Raw genomic sequence first — 16,084 nt, forward strand, 5'->3', positions numbered from 1 at the left:
CGGTCCTGAGCTCGGGTGCGCGGGCGCGCACCCGAGCTTCGGCTCAGACCAGCAGTTCGTCGAGGAAGTGACCGGGCACCTCGGCGAGCAGGGGATGCGGCTGTCCCTCGTGCGATTGCGTGCGCAGCACGTGCAGCAAGCCGACGACGCCGGGCCCCGCGTCGAGCAGTGGCCTGGTCCAGCCGAGGTCGGCGCAGGTGCGCAGCACCGGCAGGACCAGCCCGGTCGCCTCGCCGACCCAGCCCGCCGACGCCAGACACTCGGCGAGCAGCAGCGTGGCGTCCAGTTCGGCCCGGGGCCGGGACTGATCGAGCAGCCGCGCGTAGAGCACCCGGGCGTGCCGGGCGGCCCGGTCGTCGGCGCGCAGGCGTTGTTCGGCCAGCAGCGCCCTGATCTCGGCGAATTCGCGGGCCTCGGCGATGAGCACCGCCGCACCCGACTTGCTCCGCTTGCCGTTGCCCGACGGGTCGGCGGCGAATCGGTCGACTGCGTCACCGGCGGGCAGGCCCAGCCGCGACCGCTCGGCGCGGACCTGCGCGTCGAGCCGGGCCAGCCCGTTCGTCGCGGCCACCCGCGCACCCTCGTCCAGCCGCGCCGACGCCGTGTACTGGTCGCCGAGCGCGGCCTTCACCCGCGCACCGGTCACGAAGGTCGCGACCAGGAAGTCGACCGGCCCGACCCGGGTGACCAGCTCATGGCTCTCGTCGAGCAGCCGGTCGGCCAGGTCAAGGTCGCCGCGCCGGTAGGCGACCTCGCCCAGGAGCGCCGCGGCCACCCGCACGGCGTCCGAGCGCGGCCCGGCCCGGTCCCGCGCGGTGTCGTAGGCCAGCTCGAAACACGCGGTGGCGGTGGCGATGTCGAGTTGTTCGTAGGCGGCGTCACCGCGCGCGCACAGGCCGAAGACCGGGCCGAGTGGGTCCTTGGACCGCGCGTGATACTCGGCCGCCCAGTCCTGCATCTCGGTCGCGCCGGCGAAGTCGAACTCGCACAGCCGGACGAACGACACCAGGTTGGCCGCGGTCGAGACCGTCCACGCGGGCAGCTCGTCGGGGGTCGCCAGGCAGGCGGCGAGTTTGTCGGCCACGCCGTCGAGGTCGTCGTGGGCAACCTGGTCGGCGGCCTCGAGCACTGTTGCCGCGCAGCGCTGTTCGGCCAGTTCCGGTTCGCCGCCCGCACCGCGGGCCAGCAGATTCGACAGCCGGCCCAGTGCCGACCGCGCGGTGCTGGTCTCCTGCAGGTTCATGTTCGCCCGCGCCACCGCCATCAGCAGCTTGGAGCGGGAAGTCACCTGCTGCACCGGCAGTTTCGAGACGCTGCCGAGCAGCGTCGCCAGCCGGGACCGGTCGATCAGGTCCATGCCGCCGCTCTCCAGCAGATCGGCGGCCAGCTTGAGGTCGGTGGCGGCCAGCGCGTGGTCGACCGACTTGCGCAGCAGCTGGTGCTCGGCGTACCAGCGAGCCGCCTTGCGGTGCAGCACCTTCGCGCGTCCGGGGTGTTCGCGCTCGAGCCGGGCCCGCAGGTGCTCGGCGAACAGCGGCTGCATCCGGTACCACTCCGGGTCGTGCTCGATCCGGTGCAGGAACAGTTCGCGCTGTTCGGCCTGTTCGAGCATGGCCGCGCCGTCGGGCACGTCGGCGAGGACGGTGGCCAGCGAACCGCTGACCCGCTCGACCACCGAGATCGCCATCAGGAACTCCAGCAGTTCCGGCGCGATGCTGTCGAGGACGTTCTCGGCCAGGTACTCCCGCATGCCGTGGCCGCCCTCGGCCAGCGAGCTCAGCAGCTGGGTCGGGTCGGCCTTGCCGCGCAGGGTCAGGCTCACCAGCTGGATCGCGGCGGGCCAGCCCTCGGTGGCGGTGTGGATCTGCTCGACCTGCTCGTCGGTGAGCGCGAAGCCGTTGCGCTCCACCAGGATCTGCCGCGTCTCGGCCTCGGTGAGCCGCAGCTCCGCCGCACCCAGTTCCACCAGTTCGTCGCGCACCCGCAGCCTGCTGATCGGCAGCCCGGACTGATCGCGGCTGGTCACCACGAAACGTACGTGGTGGCAGCCGTTGTCGAGCAACGCGGCCATCGCCCGGTGCACCCCGGGGTCGCGGACGCGGTGCCAGTCGTCGACGACGACGACCACGCTGCGATCGCTGGCGTGGATCTCATCGATCAGGGTCGCGATCACGAAGGCGGCCGCGTCGGCCGGACGCTCTTCGAGCACCTGCTCCAGACCGGCGCCGACATCGGGACGCACCCGGCGAATGGCCTCGATCAGGTGGGCCAGGAACCAGATCTCGCTGTCGTCGTCCTGGTCGATGCCGAGCCAGGCCACCGGGATGTCCCTGGCGACCAGGTCGGCCCGCCACTGGGCGGCCACCGTGCTCTTGCCGAATCCGGCGGGCGCGTGCACCAGCGCCAGCCGACGATTGCCGCCCGCACGCAGCACGTCGAGCAGCCGCTGGCGCGGAAACGGCTCGCGGGCCGGTGTCGGCGGCCGGAACTTGGTGGCCGCGGTGGGTGGCAGCGTGCCGGTGGGCCCGGTGCCACCGGTGCGCAGCGGGACCGAGGCGCCCGCGGGCTGGAGGGTCAACGGCCAGCTGCGCCGGGCGGTCACGGCCTTGAGCGCTTCCGGGGTGCCCGCGTCGATCTCGACGGGCTGGGTGTCGAGCAGAGCCATCTCGTCGGGCATCTGGCCGTGCGCGCGCTGCACCTCGCGCAGCATCTCGCCGAACTCGTAGGCCGAGGCGGGCCGGTCCCCCGGCTCCGGCGACATCGCCGACTCGATCACCGCGGCCACGTCGTCGGGGATGTCCTGAGCACGCAGGTCGGGCACCGGCTGGGTGGTGATCCGCAGGAACTGCGCGACGACCTTCTCGCCGGCCTGCCGTTCGAAGGCGGCGTGGCCGGTCAGCAGGGCGAACAGGGTCGCTCCGAGCCCGTAGATATCGGACTGCACGGTCGGTTCTTGCCCCCTGAGCACCTCGGGCGCGGTGAACGCGGGCGAGCCGGTGATCAAGCTGCTCGAGGTCTGGAAGCCGCCGGGGATGCGGGCGATGCCGAAGTCGGTGAGCTGCGGTTCGCCGTACCCGCTGATCAGCACGTTCGCCGGTTTCACGTCCCGGTGCAGAATTCCCGCCCGGTGCGCGGATTCGATCGCCGCGGCCAGTTTCACCCCGGCGCGCAGGGTATCGGCCCAGGTCAGCGGCCCACGATCATGGATGAGACGTTCGAGCGACCCGCGCGAGCAGTACGGCATCACGATCAGCGGCAGCCCGGTCGCGGTCACGTCGACCTGCAGGATGTCGACGATGTTCGGATGGCCCGAGAGCCTGCCCATCGCCTGTTCCTCGCGCAGGAACCGCTCCCGGCTCTCCTCGTCGATCTCCGAGGACAGCACCTTCACCGCGACCACCCGGTCCAGCGCGGGTTGCAGACACCGGTAGACCACGCCGAATCCGCCGCGCCCGATCTCCTTGGCCCCGGTGAGGCCCATGGCGTCGAGCTCGGCGATGACGGTCTCGTCGACCTCGCCGGGAGCCTGCTGGCGCTGCGTGTTCGCTATGCGCGACTGCTGCGGATCCATGTGACCACCTCACACATCGAATCGGCGTCACCGGCGTATCGGTCGGCGTGGGACCTATCGGACGCGCGCCCGAATATCCGCACATATCCAAGCTAGCGCGATATGGCATCCATCGGGTGGAGATTCGATGCTGTGGCGGCCACGGTTGGCCGACACCGGAGTTGAGCGCAGCGCGAGCGCGGGCGGTGGGCGGTTCAGGCACAGTGTTGCGCATGAGTTCCTCGGTCGGCGATTCGTTCACTGTCGCCACGTTCAATGTCAATGGGATTCGCGCGGCGCGGCGTCGCGGGTTCGACACCTGGCTGCGTGCTCGGTCGGCCGATGTCGTCGCGCTGCAGGAACTGCGTTGTCCCGCCTCGGAAGTGGGGTCATTTCCGGGCTACTCGGCAGCTGTCGACGTCGGTTCCGTGGCCGGTCGGAACGGGGTGGCTGTGCTGACGAGAGTTCCCGCCGCCGCGGTGCGGACGTGGGTGACCCATCCCCCCAAGGCCCGCGGACTCGGCGAGTTCGCCACGCAAGGTCGCTACCTCGAGGTCGATCTGGCTGACCGCGCGGTGACGGTGGCCTGCCTCTATCTCCCGAAGGGCGGCCTGCCCGCGCAGCTGCAGCGTCCGGGCTCGATGCGTGAACAGCCCGATGGCGGTCTCAAATACGAGCGCAAGCACCGGTTTCTCGCGGCATTCGCCCGCGAACTGCATCGGAACCGGCTCGCGGCGCGCGCGGCGGGACGCGAGTTCCTCCTCGTCGGAGACCTGAACATCGCCCATACCCAGCACGACGTGACCAACTGGCGTGCCGCGCGCACGATGGACGGCTTCCTGCCCGCCGACCGCGACTGGTTCAGCACGGTGCTGGGCACCCGCAGGCTCGTCGACGTGGTGCGGCAGGTGCACGGCGAGCGGCCGGGGCCGCTCACCTGGTGGAGTTGGGCGGGCCAGTCGTTCGTCAAGGACGTGGGCTGGCGGGTGGATCACCAGCTCGCGACACCGAAACTCGCCCGGCTGGCCACGGCCGTCGTCGCGGACAAGGAATCCTCACCCGACGAGCGGCTCTCCGACCACGCGCCGCTCGTGGTGACCTACGGCTGATTCGGCGCGAGCCGGCCTCATGCGGAAAGCCCGCCACCGCGAACGGTGACGGGCTTCCGGACCGGCCGGAGCCGGGTACTGCTTACTTGCGCAGCGAGGCCGGGACCTCGAAACGCGGGCCGAACTTCTTCGCCAGCTCGTCGGCGCGGGCCACGAAGGCCTCCTGGCCACCGGGGTAGCCCACGATGAACTGGTGCGAGCCGCCCGACCAGGCCGGGAAGCCGATGCCGAAGATCGAGCCGATGTTCGCGTCGGCGGTGCTGGTGAGCACGCCTTCGTCGAAGCACTTCTGGGTCTCGATGGCCTCGGCGAACATCATCCGGTCCTTGAGGTCCTGGAAGGTGACACCCTCCGGGAGCTCACGGCTGGAGTTGTAGAGCGAGCGCAGCTCGTCCCACAGGCCGGTGGCCTTGCCGTCGACGTAGTCGTAGAAGCCGGCGCCGCCCGCCTTGCCCTTGCGGTCGTACTTGCCGACCAGGGTGTCGAGCACCTCGGCGGTCTTCGCGGACGCGGCGTTGAGCTCGCCACCGGCCGCGAGGATGGCCTCGGCGGTCTCCTTGTAGATCTTCTGCATGGTGGTGAAGTTCAGCTCGTCGCTGAGCTTCAGCGGCGCGGCCGGGTAGCCCGCCTGCAGACCGGCCTGCTCGACGGTGGCCGGGTCGACACCCTCGGCGACCATGGAGATGGCCTCGTTGATGAAGGTACCGATCACGCGCGAGGTGAAGAAGCCACGGCTGTCGTTGACGACGATCGGGGTCTTCTTGATGGCGAGGGTGTAGTCGTACACCCGGGCCAGCGCCTCGTCGGAGGTCTTCTCGCCCTTGATGATCTCCACCAGCGGCATCTTGTCCACGGGGGAGAAGAAGTGGATACCGATGAAGTCCTCGGAGCGCTTCACACCGTCGGCCAGCAGGGTGATCGGCAGGGTGGAGGTGTTCGAGCCGAGCAGCGCGTCGGCGTCGACGATGTCCTCGATCTCCTGGAAGACCTTGTTCTTGAGCTCGGGGTTCTCGAACACGGCCTCGATCACGAAGTCGACACCGGCGAAGTCGGCGGCGTCCGCGGTCGGGTGGATGCGAGCCAGCAGCGCGTCGGACTTCTCCTGGGTGGTCTTGCCACGCGAGAGAGCCTTGGCCTCGATGGCCTCCGAGTACGCCTTGCCCTTCTGGGCGGCCTCGAGCTGCACGTCCTTGAGGACGACCTCGTAACCGGCCTTGGCGGAGACGTAGGCGATGCCCGCGCCCATCATGCCGGCGCCGATGACACCGATCTTCTTGATCTCACGCTTGGGCACGTCCTTCGGACGCGAGCCGCCACCGTTGATGTGGTTCAGGTCGAAGAAGAACGCCTGGATCATGTTCTTCGCGACCGGACCGGTCAGCAGGCTCGTGAAGTAACGGCCCTCGATGGTCAGCGCGTTGTCGATGTCGACCTGCGCGCCCTCGACCGCCGCGGCCATGATGGCGCGCGGGGCGGGCATGTTGGTGCCCTTGATCTGCTTGCGCAGGTTGGCCGGGAACGCGGGCAGGTTCGCCGCGAAGGCCGGGGTGGACGGGGTGCCACCGGGGATCTTGAAGCCCTTCTTGTCCCACGGCTGGGCAGCGTCGGGGTTGGCCGCGATCCACGCCTTGGCGGCGGGCAGCAGCTCCTCGACCGAGGACACGACCTCGTTGATCAGGCCGATTTCCTTGGCCTTGGTCACCCGGTGCCGCTGACCCTGCAGCAGCACCTGCATCAGCGCGTTCTGCAGGCCGAGCATGCGCACGGTGCGGGTCACGCCGCCGCCACCGGGCAGCAGGCCCAGGGAGACCTCAGGCAGGCCGATGGCCGAACCCTTGACGTCGGCCGCGACGCGGTAGTGGGTCGCCAGCGCGATCTCCAGGCCACCGCCGAGGGCGGCGCCGTTGATCGCGGCCACGACCGGCTTGCCGAGCTGCTCCAGGCGGCGCAGCGGGGCCTTCACGCCCTCGAGCATCGCCACGACCTCGGCCGCGTTGTCCGGGCCGACCTGCATCATGTTCTTCAGGTCGCCGCCGGCGAAGAAGGTCTTCTTGCCGGAGGTGATGACGACACCGGTGATGTCGTCCTTCTCCGCCTCCAGGCGATCAACGGTCGCGGCCATCGAGGTGATGTACGCGTCGTTCATGGTGTTGGCGCCCTGGCTGGGGTCGTCGATGGTGAGGACGACCACGCCGTCGGCGTCCTTCTCCCAGCCGATGATGTTGTCAGTCATAGTTTTTCGTTCTCTCCTATGAGAAGTGAAGTCGGCTGGGGATCAGACGCGCTCGATGATGGTGGCGACACCCATGCCGCCACCGATGCACAGGGTGACGAGGCCGTAGCGCGCGTTGCGGCGCTCCAGCTCGTCGACCACGGTGCCGGTGATCATCGCGCCGGTGGCACCCAGCGGGTGGCCCATGGCGATCGCGCCGCCGTTGACGTTCAGCTTCTCGTCCGGGACGTTGAGGTCCTTCTGGAACTTCAGCACCACGGAGGCGAACGCCTCGTTGATCTCGACGAGGTCCATGTCCTCGATCGTCAGGCCGGCCTTGGCCAGTGCCTTCTTCGCGGCCGGGGTGGGGCCGGTCAGCATGATGGTGGAGTCGGCACCGGAGGTGGCGGTCGCGACGACGCGGGCACGCGGGGTCAGACCCGAGTTCTTGCCCGCCTCCTCGGAACCGATCAGCACCAGGGCGGCGCCGTCGACGATGCCCGAGCTGTTGCCACCGTGGTGGACGTGGTTGATCTTCTCGATGTAGGTGTACTTCTGCAGCGCGACGGCGTCGAAGCCACCCATCTCACCGATGCCGGCGAAGGAGGGGTTCAGCTTGCCCAGGTCGGCGGCGGTGGTGCCGGGACGCATGTGCTCGTCGTTGTCGAGCACGACGAGGCCGTTCTGGTCCTTGACCGGAACGATCGACTTGGCGAAGTAGCCGCCGGTGGTGGCCTTGGCGGCCAGCTCCTGCGAACGCACCGCGTAGGCGTCGACGTCATCGCGGGAGAAGCCCTCGATGGTGGCGATCAGGTCGGCCGAGATGCCCTGCGGCACGAAGTAGCCGTCGTAGTTGGTGGCCGGGTCCAGCGCCCAGGCGCCGCCGTCGGAGCCCATCGGCACGCGCGACATGGACTCGACACCACCGGCGAGGACGAGGTCGTCGAAGCCGGAGCGAACCTTCTGCGCAGCCAGGTTCACGGCCTCGAGGCCGGAAGCACAGAAGCGGTTGAGCTGGAAGCCACCGACGGTGTCGGGCAGACCCGCGATGGTGACCGCGGTGCGGGCGATGTCCATGCCCTGGTCACCGACGGGGGTGACGACACCGAGGATGAGGTCCGAGATCTGGTCCTCGTCGAGGTTGGGGAAGCGGCCACGCAGCTCCTGGATCAGACCAACAGTCAGATCGATCGGCTTGACCGAGTGCAGCGAGCCGTTCTTCTTGCCGCGGCCGCGCGGAGTGCGGATGGCCTCGTAGATGTAGGCCTCTGTGGTCATATCGGAGTGTTTCCTTCCTTGGGGTGCGGTGGCCGCACGAACGCCACGACCAACTGTCTCGACGCCGTACAAATCCGGCAGCACCAGCGGAGCATAGAGCCATGCTCCATCCGGCGATTCCGGCCACCCGTTCATACTACCGTGGTGTGCGAACTCCGGTTAACTTAACGTGGTCCAGCCGGTGGCTGTCAACCATCCAGACTCTTCGCTCCGAGCTCGTCTCGCAGCAACGCCAGAGCGACCTCGTCCGGGTCCTGCCGATCTCCGGGCGCCACCGGCTCCGCGGCGGCGGCCAGCATCTCCTGCTCCTCTTCCGGCGTCGGGGGCGCCAGCACCGCGTCACCCGGCCTGGCACCGCGTCCGGAATCGCCACCGGACCGGCTCGACTCGGCCCCATACCCCTCGTCGGGACCGGGGTCGTCGGGTAGGTCGGGGAAGTCGGGCGGCGGGATGTCGTCGTCGGCGGCCGACTTGGCCTGACCCGACGCGCCCGCCTGCTGACCGCCCCCGGCCTGGCTCGGCCGGGAGAACTTGGGACGGCCCGCCGGTTTCGCCTCGCCCTGACCGGTACCGCGCGCCGCGCTCGCCGACTTCGCCGCCGGACGCGGCGCGGGCGCACCCGTCTCCCAGCGCACATCCAGCTCGCGACCGAGCACCGCGCGCACCGCCGACCGCACCGCGTCGATATTGCGCGGATCCGACAGCCGCTGCGCCAACGGCGGGCTCTGATGCGCGAACACGATCACGTCGCCCTCGGCCCGCGACACCGCCGCCCCCGACAACAGGGCCTGCAAGGTCGGCCCGAATTCCCGCACCTTCCCCTTGATCTCCGCCCAGGCTCCGTCGACCAGCGCGACAAGATCCTCCGCCGATGCGGCCGGTGACTGCGATGCGGCCGGCTGCTGCGAAGCAGAGGCGGCGGGTTGCTGCGAAGCGGAGGCGGGCTCCTGGCGCGGCGCCGCAGTCTGCGGTCCTGTGGATTCGTGCGGAGACACGACGCTCTGCGCGGGCGCCTGACGCGGCGGCGCTTCCGGCATCACCGCGGGCGCTTGGCCAGTCGGTTCCGTACCAGCGACCGATGCGGGAGAAACCGCCGACTGCGGGGCCGTGACCTGGTGCGGAGCCACCTGTTGCGGAGCGGCCTGTTCGCGCGCAGCCGCCGGACGCGGCGCATCGTCAGCGACCTGCTCGATGTCGCGCGACGGTGACGCGCCTGCGGGAGCGGCCGCGCCCGAGCGCGAAACAGCCTGTGCCGCCTCACCTTCTACGCCAGGGATGGGCGCCTCGCCCTGCGTCAACACGACTGCCCCGCCGTCAGCAACCAAAGCCGCACCCGAATGCGACTGCGCGGCAGAACCTTCCACAGCGGCGCCACCGATCGCCGGACCCGGCTGACCTGCGGCAGAACCCTGCTCCTCGTCCGAGCTCGACGGTGCGGCCTGCGAATTCCGCTGCCCAGCAGACGAGTCTGCACGTTCACCCACCGATGCCCCGGCAGCCGCTGCCTGCGGCTCGACCGGTGCGGCCGCCACACTCTGCCGCCCAGCCGACGCGGATTCCGCACTCTGCCGGTCAGCCGACGCGGCTGCCACGTTCTGCCGGTCAGCCGACGCGGGTGCCGCACTCTGCTGCCCAGCTGGTGCGGGCGCCGCACTCTGCTGCCCAGCTGGTGCGGGCGCCACATTCTGCTGCCCAGCCGGTGCGGGCGCCACATTCTGCTGCCCAGCTGGTGCGGGCGCCGCACTCTGCTGCGCAGGAGCCTGGGCCGTGGAATCGAACGCGACTGGGCCGCCCGCGGCGGGGCGCTCACGGTGGGGCGTGGCCGAACCGCCTGCGGCCGCTTCCTTTTCGGCGCGGGCGGCGGCCAGGAGCTCGGCGCCTCGGCGACGGCTCTCGCCGCCCGCGGGGCGGGGAGCCGGGCGCTCGGACGGAGCGGCGTGCTCGGGGGATGGTTCGCCGGCCGCGGGGCCGGGGCGGGCGGGGGCGGAAGGCACTGCGCCGCCGGCGAATCCCCGCTCCAGGCGTTCCAGGCGCTGGAGGGTGGCGGATTCGGCGTCGGAGACCGACGGCAGGAGCATGCGGGCGCAGATGACCTCGAGCAGGAGGCGGGGGGCGGTCGCGCCACGCATTTCGCCGAGGCCCTCGTGCAGGAGTTCGGCGTAGCGGGTGAGGGTGGCTGGGCCGAGGCGTTCGGCCTGGTCACGCATGCGTTCCAGGACGTCGCCGGGGCCGGAGACCAGACCGCGCTCGGCGGCGTCGGGCACCGCGCGCAGCAGGATCAGATCGCGCAGGCGCTCGAGCAGGTCGACGGCGAAGCGGCGCGGGTCGTGGCCCGCCTCCATCACGCTGTCGATGGTGCCGAACAGCGCGGCGCCGTCGACGGCGGCGAGCGCGTCGATCGCGTCGTCGATCAGCGCGACGTCGGTGACGCCGAGCAGCGAGACCGCGCGCGGGTAGGTGACGCCCTCGGGCCCGGCACCGGCCAGCAGCTGGTCGAGCACACTCAGACTGTCACGCGGAGATCCCCCGCCCGCCCGGATGACCAGCGGATACACCGCTTCCTCGACCGGCACGTGCTCCTGCTCGCAGATCTTGCCGAGCAGGCCGCGCATGGTCGCGGGCGGCAGCAGCCGGAACGGGTAGTGGTGGGTGCGCGAGCGGATCGTCGGCAGCACCTTGTCCGGTTCGGTGGTGGCGAAGATGAAGATCAGGTGGGCGGGCGGCTCCTCGACGATCTTGAGCAGCGCGTTGAACCCGGCCGTGGTGACCATGTGCGCCTCGTCGACGATGAACACGCGATAGCGCGACTCGGCGGGCGCGTAGAACGCGCGATCGCGCAGCTCACGGGTGTCGTCGACACCACCGTGGCTGGCCGCGTCGAGCTCGATGACGTCGAGATTGCCCGCACCGCCCGGCCCGAGCGCCACACAGGACGCGCAGACCCCACACGGCGTGGAGGTCGGCCCCTCCGCACAGTTGAGCGAGCGCGCGAGGATGCGCGCCGACGAGGTCTTGCCGCAGCCACGGGGACCGGAGAACAGATACGCGTGACTGATCCGTCCGGTATCCAGCGCCGTACTCAGCGGGTCGGTGACATGCTCCTGACCCACTACCTCAGCGAACGTCGCCGGTCGATACTTCCGGTACAGAGCCACGGCCCACAGGCTACCGCCGCACTGTGACAGGTGGATGAGCGGCCGACGCGTTGCCGGGCCGTCCGAACCCCGCCGCAAGAACGTGATGCAGATCACAGTTCGGGTGCGGGTTCGGAGCGGGTGGGCAAACCCGGTCAGTGAAGCGTTACGACGGAGCTAACGACTGCATCGCGCGCGGCGAATCGCCAGAAGAACAGCAATCAATCCTGGTTGCCGTGGAAATGCGTACCGGTTCCCCGATTGACGGTCCCTTTCTGGATGTAACGAAACAATCAATCGTCGTGACAGCGGCGCAAGCCCCTGGCTACCGTGGATCTCGGCAACTTCGGTGGCCAAACCTTCATCAGGTTGGTGACCCCGGCCGGTCCCTCATCCCGACCGGGGCACAACCTTCGCGCACCGTATCGCTCCCCCACCGCCGACCGGAGGAACGTTTCACCGTGCTGTCGTGTGATGACATCGCAGCCGCCTGGCTCGCCCACACCGACTTCGCCGGCGACCACGCCGCGGTCGGACTGCTGAGCCGGGCGATCAGCCCCCAGGACTTCGACATCAAACGCGATTCGCTGCCCGTCGCCGCCGCGGCGGACCCGGCGACCGCAGCCGCCATCCTGCAACTGCTCGAACGCGGGCAGGTGCCGACGATGGCGGCCATCCGTACCCTCACCGCGCAGAACGAGATGCGCCGGGAGGCCGAGCGGATCGAGCGGCTCGGCAGGCGCGCCCAGCGCAGCATCGACGAGTTCGGCCGCATCCTGGCCCGGCTCGCCGCCGCGCACTGGTCCGAACACGGCATCGGCCCCACCCGCCGCGACATCCTCGCCGATGCCGAGATCACCGAACTCATCGCCGAGCGGGTCGGCGAGATCGCGCCGTCGGCGGTCAAGCATCTGTGGCTGATCGAGCGTGCGCAGCGCGCGGGCTGGATCGCCTCGAACGCGAATCCGGGTTCGCTGTGCCCGGCCCGCCGCTGGCACACCACCAAGTACGGCAACCGGGTGTCGCAGAAGCCGGTCAACATGATCGGCAAGCTCGTCGCCGGCTTCGTCGTCGAGCACACCGCCGAGCGCGGCAGGCCCCCGAGCTGGGCGGCGCTGGCCAGGGACGCACGCGACGATCGCGGCAGGCGGGTCTTCTTCGATGTGGCCGATGCGCACGCCCAGCGGCGCTGGCTGATCACCGCCGAATGGCTCGCCGACGGTGATGACCTGCCCGTTCCCGGTAAGCGCGGCACCAGGGCACTGGCGAAGGAAAACCGCGGCTAGAACCCGGCCGACACCAGCACGGATGGTGAGCATTCGGTAATTTCCTTGCAACGCAATCACGCGTGAAAGGAGTTACCGTGCCCGCAACGATCGATCCTGCGGCCACCGCCTGGCTTCTCGCGGCTACCGCCATGGTGCTGTTGATGACGCCGGCGCTGGCTGTTTTCTACGGCGGGATGGTGCGCTCCACCGGCGTACTGAACATGCTCATGATGAGCTTCATCGCGATTCCGCTGGTCACGGTGGTGTGGCTGGTGGCCGGGTACAGCCTGGCCTTCGGGGACGACGCGGGCGGCGGCCTGATCGGCGATCTCGAGCACGTCGGCCTGGCCGGAATCAACCCCGACTCGGTGCGCGGCACGATTCCGGAGCTGCTGTTCGTCACCTTCCAGCTGACCTTCGCGATCCTCACCGCCGCCCTGGTCTCCGGCGCGATCGCCGACCGCGCGAAGTTCTCCGGCTGGATGGTCTTCGTGCCGCTGTGGACGCTGGCCGTGTACGCCCCGATCGCGCACTGGGTGTGGGGTCCCGACGGCTGGCTGCTCGGTTTCGGCACGCTCGACTACGCGGGCGGCCTCGTGGTGGAGATCGCCTCGGGTGCCTCGGCGCTGGCCCTGGCTTTGGTACTCGGCCCGCGCATCGGCTTCAACATCGACGCGATGCGTCCGCACAACCTGCCGTTCGTGCTGCTCGGCGCCGGCCTGCTGTGGTTCGGCTGGTTCGGCTTCAACGCCGGTTCCGCGCTCGGCGCCACCGGCACCGCGGCGGCGGTCTTCCTGAACACGCTGGTCGCGGGCAGCCTCGGCATGCTCGGCTGGCTGATCGTCGAGCAGATCCGCGACGGCAGGCCGACCACCTTCGGCGCGGCCTCGGGCGCGGTGGCCGGCCTGGTCGCGATCACCCCGTCCTGCGGCGTGATCAACACCCTCGGTGCGGTGATCGTCGGCCTGGCCGCCGGTGTGGTGTGTTCGTTCGCCGTCGGCTGGAAGCACAAGGCGGGCTACGACGATTCGCTCGACGTGGTCGGCGTGCACTTCGTCGGCGGCATCGTCGGCACGGTCCTGATCGGCCTGCTCGCCACCGAGGTGATGACCGGCGGCGTGAACGGCCTGTTCTACGGCGGCGGCTTCGCCCAGCTCGGCAAGCAGCTGGTCGGCGTGCTGGTGGTCGCGGCGTACGCGTTCGGGGTGTCGTTCGTGATCGGCAAGCTGATCGACAAGGTCATCGGGTTCCGTGTGAGCAAGGAAGACGAGACCGCGGGCATCGACTTCGCCCTGCACGCCGAGACCGCGTATGCCGAAGGCGTGCACGGCAGTTCGCCGCGCCGCTTCGGCGAGGGGCACTACGGGGGTCACTGACCCCTAGCTGACCTCGTCGGCCGGGGACAACCAGGTGTTGCATTCGAAGTTGCGGTTCTTCGAGTAACCCTGGTTGTACCAGTTGCCGTTGTGCTCAGGCGTTCCGTGATCGCGGTGGCGGCCGTTGCCGTCACCGCGGTTGTAGTTGTGCTTGACCGCGGCGTAGCCCTCCTGCGAGGTCCACGAACCGCCCGCCTCGGCCGAACCGATGTACATGCCGCCGAAGCAGCTGGCCTGCAATTCCATTCGGCGTGAGGTCTCCAGCCCGCCGACCGAGGTGGCGCCCTGCTCGCGGCGCTGGTTCGACGAGGCCTGCAGCAGTCCGGTCAGTCCCTGCACGTGGTGGCCGTACTCGTGCGCGTACACCGACAGCGCCTCCATCGGCGGATACGGCGTGTTGTGCAGGACCAGCCCGGCCGTGGACATGTAGATCGTGCTCGACGCGCTGCAGTAGAACGCGTCGCTGGTGGCGCCGCCGCACGGCGAGGACAGCTCGGACGGATTCACCGCGACCTCGAGTCCGGGGCTGCGGAACGGCAGGTTCGCCGCGGCGAGGTTGGTCCGCCACATCTGATCCAGGCAGCCCTGCGCGGCGGCGAAGAAGGCCTTGGCCGTCGCCGCGTCGGTCGACCAGCGCGGCAGATCGCAGTCCATGTTCGGCAGGAAGGCGCTGTTGTCGCGGAACAGCGGATGCTGGCCCAGCGCGATCACCGGTTGCGGCCCAGCGGGTTTCGTCGTCGTCGGCGCGGTGGTGCGGGCCGAGGTGCGCACGGTGGTCTGGCTCGTCGTGGTCGGCGCGGGCGTGGCCGAACTGCTGTAGGTGAAACTCGGCGGCGTCGTCGTGGCGACGTCGCGCTTCGAGGAGTCCTCCGACAGCGAGACCGCCGCGACCAGCAGCGCACCGACGATCCCACACACCGTCAGCACGGTCAGCAGCGAACCGAACCACCCGCCGCCACCCCGGCGCGGCGGCGGATACCCCGGCGGCGCATAGCCGTACGGCGGCGGCAGCGGGCGGGGGTACCCCGGCGGCATCGGCCTGCCGTACGCGGGCGGAACCGGTCGGCCGTAGGGCGGCTGCGGCGGATACACGTCACTCACTCCAGCAGTTCATCGAGGTTCGGCAACTGGCAACTGATCTCGCCCGAGTCCGGCCGGAAATCGCGGAAAGATGGAAACCGCTAGCTCACTTCGCTCGCCGCGGCGGTGAAGGTGTTGCACTGGGCGGTCAGGTTGCGCTGCAGCCCGGCCTCGAACCACTGCCCACCGTGCTCGGAGGTGCCGTGATCGCGCATGTCGCCCGGTCCGTCGCCGCGGCCGTAGGAGTCCTTCGTGGCGACGGTGACCTGCGCGGCGCTCAGCGAGCCGCCGCCCTTCGACGACGCGATGAACATGCCGTCGAAGCAGTTGGCCTGCAATTCGACCCGGCGCGAGAGCTCGAGGCCCTTGGGCGAGCGGGCGCCCGCGTCGACGCGTTCGGAGTTGGCCTTGCGCAGGATGCCCGACTGGGCCTGCACGTGGTGGCCGTACTCGTGCGCGAACACCGACAGGTAGACGACCCAGTTGTCGCGGAACTGATCGGTCTGCAGCTGGCTGATCGGCATGTAGATGGTCTTGTTCGCCGCGCAGTAGAAGGCGGCGAAGTTGCTCGTCGAGCCGGTGCACGGCGTGGTGATGCCCGCGGTGGTCGCGGTGACGCTCAGCGTCGGCGACTCGAACGGCAGGTTGTTGGCCGCCAGCAACGGCTTCCAGGCCGCCTCCAGGCAGGTCGCGGCCGATTCGAAGAAGGCACGCGCCTTCTCGACCTGGGTGCTCCAGGGCGCGTAGTCGCAGGACGCGGGCACCAGGGTGCCGTCGGAGTCGGTGAGCAGCGGGTTGTCGCCGGTGGCCGCCGGTGCGGTGCCGGGCTGCGGGGTGTAGGTGGTGCTCGGCTTCGGGCCGATCGCGCCGATGCCTGCGTCGATGCCGGTGCTGACAGCGAACTTCACCAGGCCGCCGACCACGAGGAAGACGATCACCAGGAACAGCGAGGTCAGACCGCCGCGGCGTTTGCGCGGCGGCGGGGTGGGCCTGCCGGGCGGACCATAGGGCATCGGCGGTGGCCGGTATCCCGACGGCGGGCCGTAGCCTTGCCTGGGCCCGTAACCCTGTGGATAA

Annotated in this window: 9 protein-coding genes; 3 read left to right on the plus strand and 6 right to left on the minus strand. The window is 69.9% G+C overall.

Annotated features, from left to right (window positions below; all coding sequences use genetic code 11):
* Window positions 1-43: 43 nt before the first annotated feature.
* Complete coding sequence (locus ACIO52_RS09610) at window positions 44-3,571, minus strand: protein kinase domain-containing protein (RefSeq protein ID WP_342800670.1); 3,528 nt, start codon at window positions 3,569-3,571, stop codon at window positions 44-46.
* 212 nt (window positions 3,572-3,783) lie between these two features.
* Here ACIO52_RS09610 and ACIO52_RS09615 point away from each other — a divergent pair, with 212 nt between their 5' ends.
* The gene (locus ACIO52_RS09615; protein ID WP_402642941.1) at window positions 3,784-4,659 is read left to right on the plus strand and encodes an exodeoxyribonuclease III; all 876 of its coding nucleotides are present in this window, start codon (window positions 3,784-3,786) and stop codon (window positions 4,657-4,659) included.
* Between the two features lie 82 nt (window positions 4,660-4,741).
* Here the strand turns inward: ACIO52_RS09615 and ACIO52_RS09620 are convergent, their stop codons facing one another.
* The 3 genes from ACIO52_RS09620 to ACIO52_RS09630 form a co-directional block, all read right to left on the minus strand.
* Complete coding sequence (locus ACIO52_RS09620; RefSeq protein ID WP_218721317.1) at window positions 4,742-6,892, minus strand: 3-hydroxyacyl-CoA dehydrogenase NAD-binding domain-containing protein; 2,151 nt, start codon at window positions 6,890-6,892, stop codon at window positions 4,742-4,744.
* Between the two features lie 42 nt (window positions 6,893-6,934).
* Complete coding sequence (locus ACIO52_RS09625; protein WP_218721316.1) at window positions 6,935-8,149, minus strand: acetyl-CoA C-acetyltransferase; 1,215 nt, start codon at window positions 8,147-8,149, stop codon at window positions 6,935-6,937.
* Between the two features lie 188 nt (window positions 8,150-8,337).
* Entirely contained in the window at window positions 8,338-11,304 is a 2,967-nt protein-coding gene (locus tag ACIO52_RS09630; protein ID WP_402642946.1) for a DNA polymerase III subunit gamma and tau, read from the minus strand.
* 440 nt (window positions 11,305-11,744) lie between these two features.
* Between ACIO52_RS09630 and ACIO52_RS09635 the strand changes: the two genes are divergently transcribed.
* Window positions 11,745-12,569 (plus strand): hypothetical protein, encoded by an 825-nt coding sequence (locus ACIO52_RS09635; protein WP_218721314.1) that lies wholly within the window; start codon window positions 11,745-11,747, stop codon window positions 12,567-12,569.
* 77 nt (window positions 12,570-12,646) lie between these two features.
* Window positions 12,647-13,927 (plus strand): ammonium transporter, encoded by a 1,281-nt coding sequence (locus ACIO52_RS09640; protein ID WP_218721313.1) that lies wholly within the window; start codon window positions 12,647-12,649, stop codon window positions 13,925-13,927.
* Window positions 13,928-13,930: 3 nt separating this feature from the next.
* Here ACIO52_RS09640 and ACIO52_RS09645 read toward each other — a convergent pair whose 3' ends face one another.
* Both ACIO52_RS09645 and ACIO52_RS09650 read right to left on the minus strand, forming a co-directional pair.
* Window positions 13,931-15,028, minus strand: coding sequence for a neutral zinc metallopeptidase (locus tag ACIO52_RS09645; protein WP_308248654.1), 1,098 nt, complete (start codon window positions 15,026-15,028; stop codon window positions 13,931-13,933).
* 80 nt (window positions 15,029-15,108) lie between these two features.
* Entirely contained in the window at window positions 15,109-16,020 is a 912-nt protein-coding gene (locus ACIO52_RS09650) for a neutral zinc metallopeptidase (protein WP_218721312.1), read from the minus strand.
* Window positions 16,021-16,084 lie beyond the last annotated feature (64 nt).

The organism is Nocardia sp. NPDC087230 (genome assembly GCF_044744725.1).
Classification (GTDB): domain Bacteria; phylum Actinomycetota; class Actinomycetes; order Mycobacteriales; family Mycobacteriaceae; genus Nocardia; species Nocardia canadensis.